We start from the raw sequence: 21,162 nt of genomic DNA on the forward strand, positions 1-21,162 counted from the left end.
CTCCCAAAGACCTCGGGGTCTTGCAGGTCGAGATGCCTTGCTCAATTCCTGTGGGAGCGGGCTTGCCCGCGATTGCAGTGTGTCAGTCAACAAAGATGTTTACTGAACCACCGCTATCGCGGGCAAGCCCGCTCCCACAGGGTTCTCCACAAGCCGTCAGAAATCCTTGCACAAGCGCAGGGCGTCATAGATCGCAGCGTGGGTGTTGCGCTGCGCCACGCAGTCGCCGATGCGGAACAGCAAGTAGCCGTCACCCGCCTCGCTCAGGCACGGCTGCGGCTTGATCGCGAACAGCGCCTCGACGTCCATCTGGCCCTTGTTGCGCGAGCCTTCCTTGAGGGCGTAGTAGATCGCTTCGTCCGGGCGCACGCCGTTTTCGACGACCACCTGGTCCACCACCCGTTCCTCTTTGGCGCCGGTGTATTCGTTCTCCAGCACCGCCACCAGCTTGTCGCCTTCGCGGTAGACCTTTTCCAGCATCATGTCGCCGGTCATGATCACTTCCTTGGGGTACATGCTGCGGTAGTAGGTCGGGAACGACGTACCGCCGATGGCCACGCCGGGCTTGATGTCGTCGGTGACGATCTCCACCTGGCTGCCTTTGTCCGCAAGGAAATCCGCCACCGACATGCCGGTGAATTCGCAGATGGTGTCGTACACCAGCACGTTTTTACCCGGCGCGACTTTGCCGTCGAGCACGTCCCAGCTGCTGACGATCAGGCCTTCAGCCGCGCCCCAGTGTTCGTTCTGTTCGATGAACGGATGCCCGCCCACGGCCAGCACCACGACGTCCGGGCGCAGGTCCAAGATAGTCGCCGCATCGGCGGCCACGCCCAGGCGCAGGTCGACATTCAAGCGCGCCAGCTCCAACTGGAACCAGCGGGTGATCCCGGCAATCTGGTCGCGCTGCGGCGCCTTGGACGCGGTGGTGATTTGCCCACCGATAAATTCTTTCTTCTCGAACAGCGTCACGTCATGGCCACGCTCGGCGGCGACGCGTGCAGCTTCCATCCCGGCCGGGCCGGCACCGACCACCACGACCTTGCGCTTGACCCCGGTGGTTTTCTCGATGATGTGCGGCACGCCCATGTACTCACGGGACGTCGCGGCGTTCTGGATGCACAACACATCCAGGCCCTGGTACTGGCGGTCGATGCAGTAGTTGGCGCCGACGCACTGTTTGATCTGGTCGATCTGGCCCATCTTGATCTTGGCGATCAGGTGCGGGTCGGCCATGTGTGCACGGGTCATGCCGACCATGTCCACGTAGCCGCCTTCCAGAATACGGGTGGCCTGGTTCGGGTCCTTGATGTTCTGCGCGTGCAGCACCGGCGCCTTGACCACTTCCTTGATCCCGGCGGCCAAGTGCAGGAATGGCTCCGGTGGATAACTCATGTTGGGGATAACGTTGGCCAGGGTGTTGTGGGTGTCGCAACCCGAGCCCACGACGCCGATGAAATCGAGCATGCCGGTGTCGTCGTAATACTTGGCGATCTGTTTCATGTCCTCGTGGGACAAGCCGTCCGGGTGGAACTCGTCACCGCACAGGCGGATGCCCACGCAGAAATCCGGGCCGACTTCCTTGCGCACGGCTTTCAATACTTCCAGGCCGAAACGCATGCGGTTTTCGAAGCTGCCGCCCCATTCGTCGGTACGCTTGTTGACCCGTGGGCTCCAGAACTGGTCGATCATGTGCTGGTGCACCGCCGACAGTTCCACGCCGTCGAGGCCACCAGCTTTCGCGCGGCCAGCGGCGGCGGCGTAGTTGCCGATCACCCGCCAGATTTCTTCCGGCTCGATGGTCTTGCAGGTGGCACGGTGCACCGGCTCACGCACGCCGGACGGCGACATCAGGGTCGGCCAGTTGAAGCCGTCCCACCGCGAGCGCCGGCCCATGTGGGTAATCTGGATCATGATCTTGGCGCCATGCTTGTGCATGGCGTCGGCCAGGTTCTGGAAGTGCGGGATGATGCGGTCGGTGGACAGGTTGACCGAACTCCACCATTCCTGCGGGCTGTCGATGGCCACGACGGACGAGCCGCCGCAGATCGCCAGGCCGATGCCGCCCTTGGCTTTCTCTTCGTAATAACGGATGTAGCGCTCGGTGGTCATGCCGCCGTCGGTGGCATACACCTCGGCGTGGGCGGTACTGAGCACGCGGTTGCGGATGGTCAGTTTGCCGATCTGGATCGGCGCAAACATTGCTTCGAAAGCCATGGCACGGTCCTCGGCTTACAACGGCTTGACGGTGAACAGGCCGTCATCGTGGCCCTCTTCGGAGCCTCCGTAGACTTGCTCTGCGACGGTGCGGAGGTTGCTGCCGCGCGCCTGGAGAATCTGGTCCATGGCACCGGCAAACCAGCCGGTGAACATGTAGTCCACCTTGCGCCCGACCTTGCCGTACACGTAGACGAATGCCGAGTGTTCCAGCTTGACGCTGCAGGTGCCCTTGTCGAGGTCGATGTCCTGGATCTTGAACAGGCCCCAGCCGCGTTGCGACAGGCGCTTCATGTAGTGCTCGAACACCGCGACGCCTTCCAGGCCGTGGCATTCGGCTTCTTTCTCGCACCAGTGCCAGGCGGATTTGTAGCCGGCCTTGTAGAGGATCTCGGCGTAGGCGTCGGCGCCCAGGACTTCTTCGATACCGATGTGGTTATTGACGAAAAAGTGGCGCGGTACGTAGAGCATGGGCAGGGCGTCGGAGGTCCAGACACCGGTCTCGCTGTCGACTTCGATAGGTAATTGCGGGGCGATCTTGGCCATGGAAACTTAACTCCAGAAAATTTGTTGTAGGTGTGTTGCGCAGTGATGCGCTGGCTTATTCGCCCCAGACGTCCTTGAGGACGTTGACCCAGTTCTCGCCCATGATCTTGCGCACCACGCGTTCGCTGTGGCCGCGCTTGAGCAGGGTTTCGGTGAGGTTGGGGAACTCGCCCACGGTGCGGATGCCCAGTGGGTTGATGATCTTGCCGAAGCTGGTCAGGCGGCGGGCGTAACCCTTGTCATGGGTCAGCATTTCAAAGAAATCCTGGCCATGGCCCTGGGTGAAGTCGGTGCCGATGCCGATGGCGTCTTCGCCGACGATGTTCATGGTGTATTCGATGGCTTCGGCGTAGTCGTCGATGGTCGAATCGATGCCCTTGGCCAGGAACGGCGCGAACATGGTCACACCAACAAAACCGCCGTGGTCCGCAATAAACTTAAGCTCTTCATCGGACTTGTTGCGCGGGTGCTCCTTGAGCCCGGACGGCAGGCAGTGGGAGTAGCACACCGGTTTTTTCGATTCGAGGATGACTTCTTCGGAGGTTTTGGAACCGACGTGGGACAGGTCGCACATGATGCCGACACGGTTCATCTCGCCGACGATCTCACGGCCAAAACCCGACAGGCCGCCGTCGCGCTCGTAGCAACCGGTGCCCACCAGGTTCTGGGTGTTGTAGCACATCTGCACCACGCCCACGCCGAGCTGCTTGAAGATCTCGACGTAGCCGAGTTGGTCTTCGAAGGCATGGGCGTTCTGGAAGCCGAAGATGATGCCGGTCTTGCCCAGTTCCTTGGCTCGGCGGATGTCGGCGGTGGTTTTCACCGGGATCACCAGGTCGCTGTTCTCACGGATCAGGGTCTGGCTGGCCACGATGTTATTGATGGTGGCCTGGAACCCTTCCCACACCGACACGGTGCAGTTGGCGGCGGTGAGGCCACCTTTGCGCATGTCCTCGAACAGGTCGCGGTTCCACTTGGCAATAATCAGCCCGTCGATAACGATGCTGTCGGCGTGCAATTCGGCTGGGCTCATCAGGCGTCCCCTTATTGGCGATTCATGCGCCGAATCGTCTGCCGGCGCTTTGGGGCCAGCATATGCCCAGGGGCAACCCGAGCCGGGTGCAAAAACGACAGGGGAATTGCCGAAAGCGTCAATCCACGACAAAGGCTGCTATGACAGCTCTGACTGGCGGCTGTTCTTTGTCCTACTCTTGGGCCAGAATTCCCGCATCACCTGATATGAGACGGCGCAATGAAATCGATTTTCCTGGCTTTGGCACTCATCGCAACCACCGCCCACGCGGCCGAAGACACCGACAGCACGCCCTGCGATGGCATCGAAAACGACAAGCAAACCCTGGAATGCGCCACCTACAACAAAACCACCGCCGAACAACTGCTCAAGGATAACTACCAAGGCCTGCTGGAACGCATGGCTGCGACCTACGGCAGCGACAAGACCAAGCTGGCGGACATTACCGCTCGTCTGAAGGATGCCCAGCAGAAGTGGGAAAAACTGCGGGATGCCGATTGTGCGGTGGACACCTTTCCGGCGGTGAATGGCACCAAGGCGTATGCGATTGCGGTGAATGACTGTTTGGCGCGCATGAGTGATGAGCGGTCGGAGTTTCTGGAGTCGATTGGGCAGGAATAAGCGACAATCCCCGGCACTTTCTTTCTGAACCAAGGCCACTCATGACTATCTGCGGCATCGAAATCAAAGGCAGCGAAGCCATCATCGCCGTCGCCTCCCTGGACAACCAGGCGCTGACCCATGTCGCCCTGGCCACCAAGAAAATCGCCCTCGAAGACGATGATGAAGCGGCCAACGTCAAAGCCTTCGCCGCCCAGGTGAAGGCGTTTGTGCAGGCCAACGGCATCGAGCGGATTGCGATCAAGAAGCGCAGCAAGAAAGGTGAGTTTGCCGGTGGGCCGACTACGTTCAAGATCGAGGGTGTATTTCAATTGCTGGACGGTGTGGAGGTGACGTTGTTGTCGCCACAGACCATCAATGCGCAGAACAAGAAGCACAGCTTTGAGCTGCCGGCGAGCCTGAACAAATACCAGCATGAAGCCTACAAAGCTGCCTGCTCGGCGCTGCTGAAGAAATAAGCCACACAGAGTATCCCTGTGGGAGCTGGCTTGCCTGCGATAGCGATGTATCAAATGGCATTTGTGGTGCTGACCCACCGCCATCGCAGGCAAGCCAGCTCCCACATTTGTCCTGCGTTGTCTTTTAGAGGGATGTCTGGCGCTTGTGCAGCAGCCACTCGCCGAACGACTTGTCTTCCAGGGCATAGCCTCCCCGACTCGACTTCCAGACCAGCTCCTTGTCGCGCAAGGCATCGATACAGGCCTGAATAGTCTGAGTGCCCGGCACCACGTCACTGCCCATGTCTTCCAGCGCCTTGCTCACCGCCGTGACAGTACTGTCGGTAAACGGTGCGAAGGGTTCGTTGCTCTGTGAACGCTCCACCATCACTTCCAGCACCGCACGCTGAGGGATGGTCAGGGCATTCCAGGCACTTTCGAATTCGGTCCACACGCCAGCACGCAGCGACTCGGCACGACTGTGCAGTAATTGACCCAGGTTACTCGCCTCACCCAACTCAAGCGCCACTTCACCCAGGATGGTGCGCAACATCTCCGGGCGACGGCCCACCCGCTCAAAGACTTCATCAATGTCAGCAGCGTTGAACTGGTTGGTCTCGGCCAAAAGGGCGTTGATATGCAGGGTATACGCTTGGGTAAACTCCCTGCCCAGCAGCGGAAAAGGTGTGATGCTGGAACCGAAGAATGGCTGGCTTTTGCCTAAGACCAAATGGGCCAGCTTGTCGCGATTGGAGCCGGTGAACACCAGATACAAGCCGTTGCCTTCCTCGTCGCGGCCTTGGTTGAGCTGGTCCCGGGCAGCCTTCAGCGCAAACATCGCGTTGATACCAGACTCGCTGGTAAGTGCGTGCTGCGCTTCATCTATCACCAGCACGACGGTTTTTTCTGCCGCGCTGTGGAGCAGTTCCAACGCCTGGGTCAGCGTTGCGCCGACCGGTAATTGTGGTTTGGTAAAGTCCCAGGACAGGGTACGCAGAAAGCTTAGCTTCTCGATTCCCATGTTCTTCGCCAGCTTGCGAATGCCCTTTTCATAGGGAACCAGCGCTGCGGCAATCGCGCTGGCAATCAGCTCTGCGGGGTCTTTTTCTTTGTCCGCCCACAGGTCGACGTACACGGTCAGCCAGCCCCTGAGCTGGCACTCCGGGATCAAGTCCTCCCGCAAAAAGGTGCTTTTGCCGGTACGACGTGGCGCCGCGAGAAACAGGCCAGACGTGAAATCCTGAATGCCAGCCCCCACCAAGCCGTCGGCAATGCTGCTGGCCAGGGTGGGACGGCGGAACACGAAGCCGTTGTTCTTGGACATGCTTTTATACCCAATTATTGGAAGGACTATAAATTATAGTCGCGAGTATAATTGACTATAATTGCTCGTCAAACCACCTCCCGTCGCCGATCCTCCCGCGGACACTTCGCAAACCGCGCCCGGTAACTGCGGGTGAAATACGACGGCGATTCAAACCCGCACGCAATACTCACCTCCAGCACACTCATGTCGCTCTGGCGCAACAGCTGCCGGGCTTTTTCCAGGCGCAGGCCGAGGTAGAAGTTGCTCGGTGTGTCGTTCAGGTGCAGGCGAAACAGGCGCTCCAACTGGCGCCGCGTGACCTTGATCGCGTCGGCCAACGCCAGGGTGGTCAGCGGCGGTTCGCTGTGCTGTTCCATCTCGCCGATCACCTGCACCAGTTTCTTGTTGTTGATGCCGTAGCGCGTGGCGATCTGCATGCGCTGGTGGTCTTTGCGCGGGCGGATGCGCCCGAGCACAAACTGTTCAGACACCTGGATCGCCAGCTCCGGGCCGTGGGCCTGGGCGATCAGGTCGAGCAGCAGGTCGATGGACGCGGTGCCGCCGGCGCAGGTGATGCGGCGGCGGTCGATCTCGAACAGTTCCTGGGTCACGCTGAGGTGCGGATAGGATTCCTTGAAGGCGTCGATGGCTTCCCAGTGCAGGGTCAGGCGGTAGCCGTCGAGCAGGCCCGCTTCGGCGAGGACGCAGGCGCCGGTGTCGATGGCGCCAAGGGTTACGCCGTCGTGGTCGAGGCGGCGCAGCCAGTGCTCCAGCGCCGGCGTGGCGAACTTCAACGGTTCAAAGCCGGCGACCACCAGCAAGGTCGCGCCCTTTTTCAGCGGTTCCAGCGCCGCATCGGCGTTGACCGACATGCCATTGCTCGCCAATACCGCGCCGCCATCGGCGCTCAGCACGTGCCAGCGGTACAGCTCGCCGCGAAAACGATTGGCCACCCGCAGCGGCTCAAGGGCGGAGATAAAACCGATGGCCGAGAAGCCCGGCATCAGCAGAAAGTAGAAATCCTGGGACATGGTGGCGCTCTCGTCGGGCGGGCAGCGTGGCCCTGTGATACTCCCGTTCGCGGCGGGTTTCAAGGGGACAGGTCGCTGCAGTGCAAGAGTCGGTCGCCGCCGTGCGTTTTGCCGCCCCGCAAGCTGCGTAACGTGGCGTCACGGTGCACAAAGACACCGGCCCCCACAATAACGACCTGCCGAGGGACCCACCATGAACCGACTGTTACTCGCACTCAGCGCCAGCGCCATTTTCAGTACCAACGTCATGGCAGCCGACGCGGCTTCGTGCCAGAACGTGCGCATGGGCGTGGTGAACTGGACGGACGTGATCGCCACCAGCGCCATGACCCAAGTGTTGCTCGACGGCCTCGGCTACAAGACCAAACAGACCAGCGCCTCCCAGCAAATCATCTTCGCCGGTATCCGCGACCAGCGCCTGGACCTGTTCCTCGGCTACTGGAACCCGCTGATGACCCAGACCATCACGCCGTTCGTCGACGCCAAGCAGGTCAAGGTCCTGGACAAACCGAGCCTGGAAGACGCCCGCGCCACCCTCGCCGTGCCGACGTACCTGGCAGACAAGGGCCTGAAAACCTTCGCTGACATCGCCAAGTTCGACAAAGAACTGGGCGGCAAGATCTACGGCATCGAGCCCGGCTCGGGCGCCAACACCCAGATCAAGGCGATGATCGCCAAGAACCAGTTCGGCCTGGGCAAATTCCAACTGGTGGAGTCCAGCGAGGCCGGCATGCTCGCCGCCGTGGACCGCGCGGTGCGGCGCAAGGAAGCCGTGGTGTTCTTCGGCTGGGCGCCGCACCCGATGAACGTCAACGTCGCCATGACCTACCTCAGCGGCAGCGACGACGCCCTGGGCCCGAACGAAGGCATGGCCACCGTGTGGAGCGTGACGTCGCCGACCTACGCCGAACAGTGCCCCAACGTGCACAAGCTGCTGACCAACCTGACCTTCACCGCCGCCGACGAGAGCCGGATGATGCAGCCGTTGCTGGACCACAAGGACGCCATCGAGTCCGCCAGGCAGTGGCTCAAGGACCACCCGCAAGACCAGCAGCGCTGGCTTGAAGGCGTGACCACTTTCGACGGCAAGCCGGCTGCGGCCAACCTGCAACTGACCAGCAAGTAACTCACCTTCAATCACCGCTTCGCAGCCAGATCCGGCTGCGAACGGCACCACCACGCCTGTAAGGAACCGCCCCATGAACCACGACGTCATCATCACCTGCGCACTCACCGGTGCTGGCGACACGACCAGCCGCAGCCCCCACGTGCCGGTCACTCCCAAGCAAATTGCCGCTGCGGCGGTGGAAGCCGCCAAGGCCGGCGCCACCGTCGTGCATTGCCACGTGCGCGACCCCGAGACCGGCAAGTTCAGCCGCGACGTCGCCCTGTACCGCGAAGTGATGGAGCGCATCCGCGAGGCCGACATCGACATCATCGTCAACCTCACCGCCGGCATGGGCGGCGACCTGGAAATCGGCGCCGGTGAAAACCCCATGGAATTCGGCCCCAACACCGACCTGGTCGGCCCGCTGACGCGCCTGGCCCACGTCGAAGCGCTGCTGCCGGAAATCTGCACCTTGGACTGCGGCACCCTCAACTTCGGCGATGGCGACACCATCTACGTGTCCACCCCGGCCCAACTGCGGGCCGGCGCCAAACGCATCCAGGAGCTGGGCGTGAAGGCCGAGCTGGAAATTTTCGACACCGGCCACCTGTGGTTTGCCAAGCAGCTGATCAAGGAAGGCCTGCTCGACAACCCGCTGTTCCAACTGTGCCTGGGCATCCCGTGGGGCGCGCCGGCCGACACCACCACCATGAAAGCCATGGTCGACAACCTGCCCGCCGACGCCGTGTGGGCCGGCTTTGGCATCGGCCGCATGCAAATGCCGATGGCCGCGCAAGCGGTGCTGCTGGGCGGCAACGTGCGGGTGGGGTTGGAAGACAACCTGTGGTTGGACAAGGGCGTGCTGGCGACCAATGGGCAACTGGTGGAACGCGCCAGTGAAATCCTCAGCCGCTTGGGTGCGCGAGTGCTGACCCCAGCCGAAGGCCGCATCAAGATGGGCCTGACCCAACGCCGCTAACCCCCCAAACACCACAAAACCCTGTGGGAGCGGGCTTGCCCGCGATGGCTGCATCAACTGACACACCGCTATCGCGGGCAAGCCCGCTCCCACAAGGGACCACCGAACTCTTTAGGAACATCGTCATGAGCTTTATCACCGAAATCAAAACCTTCGCCGCCCTCGGCAGCGGTGTCATCGGCAGCGGCTGGGTCTCCCGCGCCCTCGCTCACGGCCTGGATGTCGTCGCCTGGGACCCCGCGCCCGGCGCCGAGACCGCGCTGCGCAAACGTGTCGCCAACGCCTGGGGCGCCCTGGAAAAACAAGGGCTGGCCCCCGGTGCATCGCAAGACCGCTTGCGCTTCGTCGCCACCATCGAGGCGTGCGTGAAAGACGCCGACTTCATCCAGGAAAGCGCCCCGGAACGCCTGGAGTTGAAGCTGGATTTGCACAGCAAGATCAGCGCGGCGGCCAAGCCAAATGCTCTGATCGGCTCCAGCACCTCCGGCCTGTTGCCGAGTGAATTCTACGAGGGCTCGACCCATCCGGAACGCTGCGTGGTCGGTCACCCGTTCAACCCGGTCTACCTGCTGCCGCTGGTGGAAGTGGTGGGCGGTAAAAACACCGCGCCAGAAGCCGTTCAGGCGGCGATCAAGGTGTACGAATCCCTCGGCATGCGCCCGCTGCATGTGCGCAAGGAAGTCCCTGGCTTTATCGCCGACCGCCTGCTCGAAGCCCTCTGGCGCGAGGCGCTGCACCTGGTGAACGACGGCGTGGCGACCACCGGCGAAATCGACGACGCGATCCGCTTTGGCGCCGGGCTGCGCTGGTCGTTCATGGGTACATTCCTGACCTACACGCTCGCCGGTGGCGATGCCGGCATGCGCCACTTCATGGCACAGTTCGGCCCGGCGTTGCAGTTGCCGTGGACGTATTTGCCAGCGCCGGAATTGACCGACAAGTTGATTGACGATGTGGTCGACGGCACCAGCGATCAGCTAGGCAAACACAGCATTTCCGCGCTGGAGCGCTATCGTGATGATTGCCTGCTGGCGGTGCTGGAGGCGGTGAAAACCACCAAGGCCAAACACGGCATGAGCTTCGCCGAATGACTAATGTGGGAGCTGGCTTGCCTGCGATAGCGGTGCAAGATTCACCACCGCTATCGCAGGCAAGCCAGCTCCCACATTTTTGACCGAGTTTCTGATCCAGGATTAATGCCATGCCTGCACTGACGACTTACACCACCAGCATCCACCCCGACTGGGTCGACTACAACGGCCACCTGCGCGACGCGTTCTACCTGCTGATCTTCAGCTACGCCACCGACGCCCTCATGGACACGCTCGGCCTCGACAGCGAAAACCGCGAAGCCAGCGGCCATTCGCTGTTCACCCTGGAGCTGCACCTGAACTACCTGCACGAAGTGAAACTCGGGGCCGAGGTCGAGGTGCATACCCAACTGATCGACCATGACGCCAAGCGCCTGCACCTCTACCACAGCCTGCATCTGGTGGGGGATGAAAAGGAGCTGGCCGGCAACGAGCAGATGCTGCTGCACGTCGACCTCGCCGGGCCACACGCGGCGCCGTTTACCGAGGCGTCATTGCAACGCCTGTCGACGATCAGCCAGGAGCAGGCCGACCTGCCGCGCCCTGCCCTGCTCGGCCGGGTCATCGGCATAAAAAAAGCCCCGATCAAGCCGTGACAAGATCGAGGCAGAATGTGTTGTGTGAGCCGTACATCCCGAGGGTGACCAAACCGTCAAGCTGCTTGCTTGCGCCCAGTGTGCCTATTAGTTCTGTCGGCAAATGGCCCGAAAACGACATGCCCATAGCCATCTGAGGCATTCGTGCAATCTGCCCTTGCCGACCGGTTGAGCGGCTACCAGAATCCAGGTCGAACCCCGCTCCCTTCACCAGGATAAAACGTCATGATGCATGCGGATTTGATTGACCAGGATGACCTGCTGGGCCAACTGCGCTCACTGGGTTTTGAGGTTTCCAGCGGCTCCACCGCCGAGCAGGCGTGCGAGTGTGCGGTGCGCGGTTTGAGCGAAGCGCGGGCCAAGGCGCTGAAAGGCATGGTCGAGCAGATGTACACCGGCAGTGCGACGATTTTGCCGGCTGTGCGCCAGGCGATTGATAAGCAGTTGTTGCCGGCGTTGGTGCAGTTCAGGCAGAACTCTGGGGCCTGATAGATAGCTATCGCAGGCAAGCCAGCTCCCACAGTTGGAATGTATTCATATTTGGAATGCATTCCCCTGTGGGAGCTGGCTTGCCTGCGATGCAGCCGACTCGGTCTAGAGCCGAACGCTGGCGAAAGTCGACTCGTTCCTGGCCTGACTCAACGCCGACAACGGCCCCGACAACGGTGACAACACCAGTGCCTGCGGAATCGGCATCATCGCCACCTGCTGGGTGGTGTTGGAGCCCACGCGCTCATCCCGCGGCGGAATGCCGAAGTATTCGCGGTAGCACTTGGAGAAGTGCGGTGTGGAGACAAACCCGCACACCGACGCCACTTCGATGATCGACATCGGCGTTTGCTTGAGCAACTGCCGTGCACGGATCAGGCGCAGTTTGAGGTAGTAGCGCGACGGCGAGCAGTGCAGGTACTTCTGGAACAGCCGCTCCAGCTGGCGCCGCGACACGGCGACGTACACCGCCAACTCGTCCAGGTCGATTGGCTCTTCCAGGTTGGCTTCCATCAGCGCGACGATTTCCTGCAGCTTCGGCTGGTTGGTGCCGAGCATGTGCTTGAGCGGCACACGCTGGTGATCCTGTTCATTGCGGATGCGCTCGTACACAAACATCTCGGAGATCGCGGCGGACAGTTCACGCCCGTGATCGCGGCTGATCAGGTGCAGCATCATGTCCAGCGGCGCGGTGCCGCCCGAGCTGGTGAAGCGATTGCGGTCGAGGGTGAACAGGCGTGTGCTCATGGCCACGCGGGGGAAGGCTTCCTGCATCGACGCCAGGCATTCCCAGTGCACGCTGCAATCAAAACCGTCGAGCAGACCGGCGCAGGCCAGGGCCCAGCTGCCGGTGCACACCGCGCCCAAGCGGCGCGACTGGCGCGCCTGGCTTTGCAGCCACGACACGTGTTCACGGGTAACGGTGCGCTGGATGCCCACGCCGCCGCAGACGATCACGGTGTCCAGCGCCGGGGCTTTGTGCATGGAGGCATCGGGGGTGATTTGCAGGCCGTCGCTGGCCCACACCTGGTTGCCATCGACACTCAGGGTTGTCCAGCGATACAGCTCGCGGCCGGACAGCTGGTTGGCCATGCGCAGGGGTTCGACTGCGGACGCCAGGGAAATCAGCGTGAAATTGTCCAGCAGCAAAAAGCCGATGGATTGAGGCGCACGGTTCTGGGGTTGAGCCCCGGAGTTGAACGACGTCATCACAGTATCTCCTCACACAAAGCGGGTGATGGCCTCAGGCGAGGCTCTTGTTATTGCACTCTTCAACCAGCGAGGTGAGAGGCTTTGAATTGATAGAGCAATTGCCATGCCTAAAATTGAATGGCCGTCCAATAACTCCTAAAAACGACGTTTTGACGCGTCTATATAAGCCCGTGTCGCAAGTGGGGGTATGAGCGGAAAAGGACGTAGGAACGGGCCCGCTCAAGGGGTGTGAGCAGATCGGTAGCACTTGTGGGAAGGCGCTTTGCGGGCGTGGGGAAAGTCTGTCACCCCAAGCACATGGGATGGGGGGTGAGGGGGAAAATCGTTTGGGAGCTACTTATCTGTTTGCGACGCGCTAAAAGGTGGCGCTTTTGGTCTGGGCGTTCACTTTGTGAGCAGTGTTGTCTGGGCTACCGCTATCGCAGGCAAGCCAGCTCCCACACTTGACCGCGTTTAACCTGAAGGAACACGGTCGACTGTGGGAGCTGGCTTGTCGGGTCGCCGCATCGCTGCGATGGCGGCATCACTGACTCAACACTCCACAGCACTCACCGCCAACCCACCCCGCGATGTCTCCTTGTACTTGTCATGCATATCCGCCCCGGTATCGCGCATGGTGCGGATCACCCGGTCCAGCGAGATAAAGTGCTGGCCATCCCCACGTAGGGCCATCTGCGCCGCGTTGATCGCCTTCACCGCCGCAATCGCATTGCGCTCGATGCACGGCACTTGCACCAGCCCGCCTACCGGATCACAGGTCAGGCCGAGGTTGTGTTCCAGGCCGATTTCGGCGGCGTTGCACAGTTGCTCAGGTGTGGCGCCGAGGATTTCCGCCAGCCCGGCAGCGGCCATGGCGCAGGCCGAACCGACTTCGCCCTGGCAGCCCACTTCGGCGCCGGAGATCGACGCGTTTTTCTTGCACAGGATGCCCACCGCCGCCGCGCCGAGCATGTAGTCCACGACATTGGCTTCGGTGACTTCTTCGCTGAACTTCATGAAGTAGTGCAGCACCCGCCGGGATGATCCCCGCCGCGCCGTTGGTGGGGGCGGTGACCATGCGCCCGCCGGCGGCGTTTTCCTCGTTCACCGCGAGGGCGAACAGGTTGACCCATTCCATCGCGCTCAAGGTCGAGCCGATCACGTTGGGCTTGCCCAGCTCCTGCAAGCTGCGGTGCAACTTGGCGGCGCGGCGACGTACGTTGAGGCCGCCGGGCAGGATGCCTTCGTGCTTGAGGCCCTGCTCCACGCAATCTTGCATGGCGCGCCAGAGCTTCATCAGGCCGCTGCGGATTTCTTCTTCGCTGCGCCAGACCTTTTCGTTCGCCAGCATCAGCTCGGCGACGCGCAGGTTGTGGGTCTTGCACAGCTGCAACAGCTCTGCCGCGCTGGAAAAATCGTAGGGCAGCTCGGTGCGGTCCATGTCGGCCACGCCGCTTTGCGCCTGGGCTTCATCCACCACAAAACCGCCGCCCACCGAATAGTAGGTGTCGCGGTGCAACTCGCCGTTGTCGCCGTGCACCACGAGGGTCATGGCATTGGGGTGGAACGGCAGGTTTTCGTCGAGCAGTTGCATGTCGCGCGCCCACACAAAAGGCACTGGCAGGCGCCCGTCCAGCAGCAGGGTGTCGGTTTCGCGCAGTGTGGCGATGCGAATGCCGATTTGCGACGGGTCGATAGCGTCGGGCCACTCGCCCATCAGGCCCATGATGGTGGCGGTGTCGCTGCCATGGCCGATGCCGGTGGCGGACAGCGAGCCATACAGCTGCACTTCGACGCGGCGTACTTGCTCCAGCCACTCGCGTTCGCGCAAGCCTTGCACAAACAACGCCGCGGCGCGCATGGGGCCGACGGTGTGAGAACTCGAAGGCCCGATGCCGATCTTGAACAGGTCGAAAACGCTGATAGCCATTGCCGTGGAACTCCTCGATAAGCACGGGCCAGGCATGAACGAGGTGCTACGCTCAGATCGCCCAGATGGCGGCATCATCAGCCTTTTGTTCGTCATCACGGCGTCTCACACCGACGTGACCATGCTCACCAGCGTCGCTGCCGTGCGATCCCTGGTTTTGGCCGTTTTTTGCGGTGCAGATGGGTAAAAACAGCAGTTTTACCTTTGGAAAAATCTGTAAGCGACGTCACCGACACTGGATACGACCATCCCTGTACTGGATACGACGCCCCCTGTAGGCGTCAGATTTTCACTGGTACATGATCAGTCTCGACTCGTTTGCAAGGCACCGTGCCAGAGCTGTTGTCGCACGTACCAACCGCAACACCTATAAAGCGCGGCCAAGGCCGCCAGAAAAAACACAGGAGTCTAGCCCTATGAAAGGTTCACCCCAGTTGTTGTTGGCCGCCATGTTGAGTCTGCCAGTCCTGGCGCACGCTGCAGAACCGGCACAATGTCAGACCGTCAACTTCTCCGATGTCGGCTGGACCGACATCACCGTCACCACCGCGACCACCAGCGAAGTCCTCAAGGGCCTGGGCTACAAGCCGCGCACCACGATGATTTCGGTACCGGTGACCTACAAGTCCCTGGCCGACGGCAAGAACATGGACATCTTCCTCGGCAACTGGATGCCGACCATGGAAAACGACATCAAGCAGTACCGTGATGCCGGCACCGTGGAAACCGTGCGCGCCAACCTGGAGAACGCCAAGTACACCCTGGCGGTCCCCGAGGCGCTGTACAACAAAGGCCTGAAGGACTTCGCCGATATCGCCAAATTCAAGGACGAGCTGGGCGGCAAGATCTACGGCATCGAGCCGGGTAACGACGGCAACCGCACCATCCAGACGCTGATCGACAAAGACGCCTTCGGCCTGAAAACCGCCGGTTTCAAGGTGGTCGAATCCAGCGAAGCCGGCATGCTCTCCCAGGTCGAGCGCGCCTCCAAGCGTGACCAGGCCATCGTGTTCCTCGGCTGGGAACCGCACCCGATGAACACCCGCTTCAAGATGAAGTACCTGACCGGTGGTGACGACTCGTTCGGCCCCAACTACGGCCAGGCGACCATCTACACCAACACCCGCAAGGGCTACTCCGAGGAATGCAGCAACGTTGGCCAGCTCCTGAAAAACCTGGTGTTCACCCTGGACATGGAAAGCACCCTGATGGGCAAAGTCCTGGACGACAAACAAAAGCCCGACGCAGCCGCCAAAGCGTGGCTCAAAGCTAACCCGCAAGTCCTCGACACCTGGCTCGCCGGTGTTACCACTGTGGATGGCAAACCTGGATTGGACGCCGTTAAAGCCTACCTCGCCAAGTAACACCGTTGTCCCCGGGGCGGTACGCTGCCCCGGGATGTTTTCCCTCTTCGCATGTGGACATTCACTACCATGCTGACTGAACAGAAAATCCCACTAGGCCAGTACATCGCTGCCTTCGTTGAATGGTTGACCCAACACGGCGCCAACTACTTCGACGCAATCGCATCGACCCTGGAAACGATGATCCACGGCGTGACATTTGCGCTGACCTGGTTCAATTCGCTGGCATTGATCGGTCTGATTGCGCTGCTGGCTCACTTCATTCAACGCAAATGGGGCCTGACCGTCTTTGTCATCGCCTCCTTCCTGCTGATCCTCAACCTGGGGTACTGGCAGGAAACCATGGAGACCCTGGCGCAAGTGCTGTTCGCCACCCTGGTCTGCGTGGTCATCGGTGTGCCGCTGGGCATTGTTGCCGCGCACAAACCGTTGTTCTACACGATGATGCGGCCGGTGCTCGACCTGATGCAGACCGTACCGACCTTCGTCTACCTCATCCCTACCCTGACCCTCTTCGGGCTGGGTGTGGTGCCCGGCCTGATTTCCACGGTGGTGTTCGCGATTGCCGCGCCGATCCGCCTGACCTACCTGGGTATCCGCGACGTTCCCCAAGAGCTGCTCGACGCCGGCAAGGCCTTTGGCTGCTCACGCCGTCAACTGCTCTCACGCATTGAACTGCCCCACGCCATGCCGAGCATCGCTGCCGGCATTACCCAATGCATCATGCTGTCGTTGTCGATGGTGGTGATCGCGGCCCTGGTGGGCGCCGACGGCCTCGGCAAGCCAGTGGTCAACGCACTCAACACCGCCGACATCGCCCTGGGCTTTGAAGCCGGCCTGGCAATTGTCCTGCTGGCCATCATGCTCGACCGCATCTGCAAACAACCCGACGCCAAAGTAGGGGGTGATGCATGAGCATTATCCGATTCGACAATGTCGACGTGATCTTCTCCAAAGACCCACGCGAAGCGCTCAAGCTGCTGGACCAGGGCATGAGCCGTAACGAGATCCTGAAAAAGACCGGGCAGATTGTCGGCGTGGAAAAAGCCAGCCTGGATATCGAGAAAGGCGAGATCTGCGTGCTGATGGGCCTGTCGGGCTCGGGCAAGTCCAGTCTGCTGCGCTGTATCAATGGCCTCAACACCGTGAGCCGTGGCCAGTTGTTCGTCGAGCATGAAGGTCGCCAGATCGACATCGCTTCGTGCACCCCGGCCGAACTGAAAATGATGCGCACCAAACGCATCGCCATGGTGTTCCAGAAGTTCGCCCTGATGCCCTGGCTGACAGTGCGCGAAAACATCAGCTTCGGCCTGGAGATGCAAGGCCGCCCGGAGAAAGACCGGCGCAAGCTGGTGGATGAAAAGCTCGAACTGGTGGGCCTGACCCAATGGCGCAACAAGAAGCCGGATGAGCTGTCCGGCGGCATGCAGCAGCGCGTCGGCCTGGCCCGTGCGTTGGCGATGGACGCCGACATTTTGCTGATGGACGAACCCTTCTCCGCCCTCGACCCACTGATCCGCCAAGGCTTGCAGGATGAACTGCTAGAGCTGCAACGCAAGCTGAGCAAGACCATCGTGTTTGTGAGCCACGACCTCGACGAGGCGCTCAAATTGGGCAGCCGCATCGCGATCATGAAAGACGGCAAGATCATCCAGTACAGCGTGCCGGAAGAAATCGTGCTGAACCCGGCGGACGACTATGTGCGCACCTTCGTCGCCCATACCAACCCGCTGAACGTGTTGTGCGGGCGCAGCCTGATGCGCACCCTGGACAACTGCAAGCGCGTCAATGGTTCGGTCTGTCTCGATCCGGGTGGCGATTCGTGGCTGGACCTGGCCGAAGGCAACACCATCAAGGGTGCTCGCCAGAATGGCGCAGTGATGAATCTGCAGAACTGGGCGCCGGGGCAAGCGGTGGAAGGGCTGGGTCGGTTGCCGACGCTGGTGGATTCGAATATCGGCATGCGTGATGCGTTGCAGATTCGCTATCACACCGGGAACAAGCTGGTGCTGCATAACAACAACCAGGTGGTGGGGATCTTGGGGGATAGCGAGCTGTACCATGCCCTGCTAGGCAAGAACCTGGGCTAACACCCCAAACCCACCTGAAGACACTGGGTCAATGTGGGAGCTGGCTTGCCTGCGATAGCTTTGGTGAATTCACTACAGCTATCGCAGGCAAGCCAGCTCCCACAGTTGAACTCATTTCAACCTTGAGAAAGCGGCGCCAGTGACGGCGCCGCTCACTTCAACTATCAGCTATAGACCCGGCCAAGGAGCTGCCGATGGCTTTCAAACTGATCGAGCACGTCCCGGGTGATCTGTTCCTGGGCAAAGCCCATCAGGTCGTATTCCTGAGGCCCGTTGTGCAGGTACACCTCGGCACGGTAGTAGCGGGTGCGCTCTTCTTCAGGCAGGTCAGTGGAAGCCGACGAGTAAGCATCCAGGCTCACTTCGTAGACAAACGGGTTGCCCTCTTCCATCTCGATGCGCACACCGATGCAGCGCTTGGATTTGCCCAGCAGCGTCTGCACTTCCAACCCTTGCTCACGCAGCGCAACAGCGGCTTCTTCCAACGCCGGCGTTACGTGCTTGTCCATGAAACGCTGCACCGTGCCCTGGCTCGGCTGCAGGTCCAGCGCAGTCAGGCGCTCGCTGAAACCACGACGGCCACGCTCGGCCAATTGCGCCTGCTCTTGTTCGATGGCCACGTCCTGGCGCATCGCCTTGTGCAAACCGAACATAAAGAACACCAGCACCACCGAGAACGGCAGCCCCGCCAGCACCACCATGGTCTGCATGGCCTGGAAGTTGCCGGCAAACAGCAAGCCGATGGTCACCAGGGTGATCACCGCCGACCAGAAGATCCGCAACCAATGCGGCGCGTCTTCGTCCACATTGCCGCCTTTGCACGACAGGTTGGCCATCATCACCGCGCCGGAATCCGCCGGGGTCAGGAACAGCACAAAGCCGACAAAGATCGACACGCCGATGACGATTTTCGACGCCGGGTAATGCTCCAGCAGTTGGTAGATGGCCATCGACGGCTGTTCCAGCGCCGTCTTGCCCAACTCCACCGCACCATGGTTGAGCACCAGATCCAGCGCCGAGTTACCAAAGATCGACAGCCACGCCAGGGTGAAGCCCAGCGGGATCAGCAGCACGCCAGCCACCAGTTCACGCACCGAGCGACCACGGGAAATCCGCGCGATAAACATGCCGACGAATGGCGCCCAGGAAATCCACCACGCCCAGTAGAACAGGGTCCACAGGCCCATCCAGCCTTCGGTCTTCGCCGCGTCGCCTTCGTACACATAGAGGTCGAAGGTTTTCAGCACGATACCGTTGAGGTAATCACCGGTGTTCTGCACCAAGCCGTTGAGCAGGTGCAGGGTCGGGCCAAACAACAGCACAAAGATCAGCAGGCCGCTGAACAGCACGATGTTGAGGTTGGACAGGCGGCGAATGCCGTTCTCCACACCCGACACGGCGGCGATGGTCGCCACGGTGCTCATCACGATGATCACGATCAGCAGGTTGGTGTTGTTGTGCTCCATGCCGAACAGGTTTTCCAACCCGGACGACACTTGCATCGCGCCAATCCCCAGGTTGGTCACCAGGCCCAGCAGGGTCACGAACATGCCGAAACCGTCTACCGCGTGGCCGGCCGCGCCCTTCACCCAACGCTCGCCCACCAGCGGGTACAGCGCCGAACGCAAGGCCAGCGGCTGGTTATGACGGTAGGCAAAGTAGGCCACGGCCAGGCCGACCAGGGCGTAGATCGCCCAGCCGTGCAGGCCCCAGTGCAGGAAGGTCAGTTGCAGCGCCTGGCGTGCAGCCGTGTTGCTGGCGGCCGCGCCTTCGGGCGGGTTGAAGTAGTGATCCAACGGCTCCGAGGCCGCCGAAGTACAGCAGCGAGATGCCGATACCCGACGAGAACAACATGCCGGCCCAGGCGCCGTAGCTGAAGTCCGGGGTGTCGTCCTTGCTGCCCAGTTTCAATTTGCCGTAGGACGAAAACGCCAGGCCGACCACGAACACGAGGTAGGCGGCGATGACCACCATGTAGTACCAGCCAAAGCTTTTCGACAGCCACGCTTGCGCGACGCCGAGCATGCGCCCGGCCTCCTGCGGGGCGATGATCAGGATGGCCGTCAACAACAGAATCAACGCGGTGGAGGTGTAGAACACCCAACCGTTGACCCGCACCTTTTCTGGCGGGGTCTTTATAAGAGAGGCAGAACTCATGGCGCAGATGCTCCGGGCAGTGCGAAAGAGAAACACAAGGCAGCGGTTATCCCGGGACATCGCTTTATGGGCAGGCGACGGACGGGTGTTATAAAGACACCCCGAAAATCCTTGGTCCCCTACCGGACCGGTAGACAGGGCGTTTCAAGGGTTTTTGCAGGTGTCATTTGTCGCGGCTCCCAGGTAGGAAACTTCTGTAGGCAGCGACCATTTGTCGCAGATCTTATTCTTTGTTGATTGAACGTTCAATCAAAACAAAATAGACTGGCCATCAAGCCGAAGGACGTTTATCGCCAGTCGGCAGGCCTAAGGAGAGGTGCTACATGCCCAAGGTCGGTATGCAACCCATACGCCGCCAGCAATTGATCGAAGCCACCTTGACGGCCATCGATCAGGTCGGGATGGGAGATGCCAGCATTGCGCTGATCGCCCGTTTGGCCGGCGTCTCGAACGGCATCATCAGTCACTACTTCAAGGACAAGAACGGCCTTATTGCAGCGACGATGCGCTACTTGATGAACGCGCTGATCGATAACGTCCACGAACGCCGACAGGCCCTGACGGACGACAGCCCACGGGCGCACCTTCAGGTGATCATCGAGGGCAACTTCGACGCCAGCCAGGTCAACGGCCCGGCAATGAAAACCTGGCTGGCCTTCTGGGCCACCAGCATGCACCACCCGTCATTGCACCGGTTGCAGCGGATCAACGATCAACGTCTGTACTCCAACCTGTGCTGCCAGTTCCGCCGAGTGCTGCCGTTGCCGCATGCACGCAAAGCAGCCCGCGGGCTGGCGGCCCTGATCGACGGTTTGTGGTTGCGCGGCGCCCTGTCGGGAGACGCTTTCGACACGGCGCAGGCGCAACGGATCGCTTACGAATACATGGATTTCCAATTGGCCAAGCAGGTGAGTTAGAGCACACATAAACCGCTCAACCCCTGAACGCTGCCGCACCGGCCTACGGTGCGGTGGTC

Annotated in this window: 17 protein-coding genes and 2 pseudogenes; 11 read left to right on the forward strand and 8 right to left on the reverse strand. The window is 61.1% G+C overall.

From position 1 onward, the window contains the following. Positions 1 to 156 precede the first annotated feature (156 nt). From dgcA to PSH87_RS26280, 3 genes are read right to left on the reverse strand one after another with little or no spacing between them, the layout of a single operon-like run. Positions 157 to 2,217, reverse strand: coding sequence for a dimethylglycine demethylation protein DgcA (dgcA, locus tag PSH87_RS26270; protein WP_257783304.1), 2,061 nt, complete (start codon positions 2,215 to 2,217; stop codon positions 157 to 159). 15 nt (positions 2,218 to 2,232) lie between these two features. Beyond that, positions 2,233 to 2,763 (reverse strand): DUF5943 domain-containing protein, encoded by a 531-nt coding sequence (locus tag PSH87_RS26275; protein WP_257783305.1) that lies wholly within the window; start codon positions 2,761 to 2,763, stop codon positions 2,233 to 2,235. Positions 2,764 to 2,818: 55 nt separating this feature from the next. Next, a complete protein-coding gene (locus PSH87_RS26280) occupies positions 2,819 to 3,796 on the reverse strand; it encodes a dipeptidase (RefSeq protein ID WP_003176573.1) in 978 nt (325 codons plus the stop codon). A 219-nt stretch (positions 3,797 to 4,015) separates the two neighbouring features. Here PSH87_RS26280 and PSH87_RS26285 point away from each other — a divergent pair, with 219 nt between their 5' ends. Next, the gene (locus PSH87_RS26285) at positions 4,016 to 4,417 is read left to right on the forward strand and encodes a lysozyme inhibitor LprI family protein (protein ID WP_017738420.1); all 402 of its coding nucleotides are present in this window, start codon (positions 4,016 to 4,018) and stop codon (positions 4,415 to 4,417) included. Positions 4,418 to 4,458: 41 nt separating this feature from the next. Then, positions 4,459 to 4,875 carry a DUF3010 family protein gene (locus PSH87_RS26290; protein ID WP_017738419.1) on the forward strand — a complete coding sequence of 139 codons (417 nt, stop codon included), beginning with the start codon at positions 4,459 to 4,461 and terminating at the stop codon, positions 4,873 to 4,875. Positions 4,876 to 4,999: 124 nt separating this feature from the next. Here the strand turns inward: PSH87_RS26290 and PSH87_RS26295 are convergent, their stop codons facing one another. Further along, positions 5,000 to 6,178 carry an AAA family ATPase gene (locus PSH87_RS26295; protein WP_305431640.1) on the reverse strand — a complete coding sequence of 393 codons (1,179 nt, stop codon included), beginning with the start codon at positions 6,176 to 6,178 and terminating at the stop codon, positions 5,000 to 5,002. 68 nt (positions 6,179 to 6,246) lie between these two features. Beyond that, positions 6,247 to 7,191 (reverse strand): GlxA family transcriptional regulator, encoded by a 945-nt coding sequence (locus PSH87_RS26300; protein WP_017738417.1) that lies wholly within the window; start codon positions 7,189 to 7,191, stop codon positions 6,247 to 6,249. A 193-nt stretch (positions 7,192 to 7,384) separates the two neighbouring features. On the opposite strand from PSH87_RS26300, the gene PSH87_RS26305 reads away from it, so the two are divergent. The 5 genes from PSH87_RS26305 to PSH87_RS26325 all read left to right on the forward strand — a co-directional run bounded on the left by PSH87_RS26305 (position 7,385) and on the right by PSH87_RS26325 (position 11,454). Beyond that, on the forward strand, positions 7,385 to 8,317 hold the full coding sequence (locus PSH87_RS26305; RefSeq protein ID WP_017738416.1) for a choline ABC transporter substrate-binding protein: 933 nt from the start codon (positions 7,385 to 7,387) through the stop codon (positions 8,315 to 8,317). A 73-nt stretch (positions 8,318 to 8,390) separates the two neighbouring features. Then, on the forward strand, positions 8,391 to 9,278 hold the full coding sequence (locus PSH87_RS26310; RefSeq protein WP_124527212.1) for a 3-keto-5-aminohexanoate cleavage protein: 888 nt from the start codon (positions 8,391 to 8,393) through the stop codon (positions 9,276 to 9,278). 125 nt (positions 9,279 to 9,403) lie between these two features. Next, on the forward strand, positions 9,404 to 10,369 hold the full coding sequence (locus tag PSH87_RS26315) for an L-carnitine dehydrogenase (protein WP_305431644.1): 966 nt from the start codon (positions 9,404 to 9,406) through the stop codon (positions 10,367 to 10,369). A gap of 110 nt (positions 10,370 to 10,479) precedes the next feature. Next, positions 10,480 to 10,965 carry a thioesterase family protein gene (locus PSH87_RS26320; protein ID WP_017735990.1) on the forward strand — a complete coding sequence of 162 codons (486 nt, stop codon included), beginning with the start codon at positions 10,480 to 10,482 and terminating at the stop codon, positions 10,963 to 10,965. A 225-nt stretch (positions 10,966 to 11,190) separates the two neighbouring features. Beyond that, a complete protein-coding gene (locus PSH87_RS26325) occupies positions 11,191 to 11,454 on the forward strand; it encodes a hypothetical protein (RefSeq protein ID WP_257783927.1) in 264 nt (87 codons plus the stop codon). 105 nt (positions 11,455 to 11,559) lie between these two features. On the opposite strand, the gene PSH87_RS26330 is transcribed toward PSH87_RS26325, so the two are convergent. Beyond that, positions 11,560 to 12,663, reverse strand: coding sequence for a GlxA family transcriptional regulator (locus tag PSH87_RS26330; protein WP_003216915.1), 1,104 nt, complete (start codon positions 12,661 to 12,663; stop codon positions 11,560 to 11,562). Positions 12,664 to 13,197: 534 nt separating this feature from the next. After that, positions 13,198 to 14,575: pseudogene (locus tag PSH87_RS26335) on the reverse strand (L-serine ammonia-lyase). Between the two features lie 416 nt (positions 14,576 to 14,991). Here PSH87_RS26335 and PSH87_RS26340 point away from each other — a divergent pair. The 3 genes from PSH87_RS26340 to choV all read left to right on the forward strand — a co-directional run bounded on the left by PSH87_RS26340 (position 14,992) and on the right by choV (position 18,029). Beyond that, positions 14,992 to 15,939 (forward strand): choline ABC transporter substrate-binding protein, encoded by a 948-nt coding sequence (locus PSH87_RS26340; protein ID WP_017735986.1) that lies wholly within the window; start codon positions 14,992 to 14,994, stop codon positions 15,937 to 15,939. 69 nt (positions 15,940 to 16,008) lie between these two features. Beyond that, complete coding sequence (choW, locus tag PSH87_RS26345) at positions 16,009 to 16,854, forward strand: choline ABC transporter permease subunit (protein ID WP_305431651.1); 846 nt, start codon at positions 16,009 to 16,011, stop codon at positions 16,852 to 16,854. Continuing rightward, positions 16,851 to 18,029 (forward strand): choline ABC transporter ATP-binding protein, encoded by a 1,179-nt coding sequence (choV, locus tag PSH87_RS26350; RefSeq protein WP_017735984.1) that lies wholly within the window; start codon positions 16,851 to 16,853, stop codon positions 18,027 to 18,029. The genes choW and choV overlap by 4 nt, the downstream gene beginning before the upstream one ends. A 164-nt stretch (positions 18,030 to 18,193) precedes the next feature. On the opposite strand, the pseudogene PSH87_RS26355 reads toward choV, so the two are convergent. After that, positions 18,194 to 20,129: pseudogene (locus PSH87_RS26355) on the reverse strand (BCCT family transporter). A 380-nt stretch (positions 20,130 to 20,509) separates the two neighbouring features. On the opposite strand from PSH87_RS26355, the gene betI reads away from it, so the two are divergent. Beyond that, positions 20,510 to 21,103 (forward strand): transcriptional regulator BetI, encoded by a 594-nt coding sequence (gene betI / locus PSH87_RS26360; RefSeq protein WP_017735982.1) that lies wholly within the window; start codon positions 20,510 to 20,512, stop codon positions 21,101 to 21,103. The last annotated feature ends 59 nt before the right edge of the window (positions 21,104 to 21,162 follow it).

The organism is Pseudomonas sp. FP453 (genome assembly GCF_030687495.1).
Taxonomy (GTDB): Bacteria; Pseudomonadota; Gammaproteobacteria; order Pseudomonadales; family Pseudomonadaceae; genus Aquipseudomonas.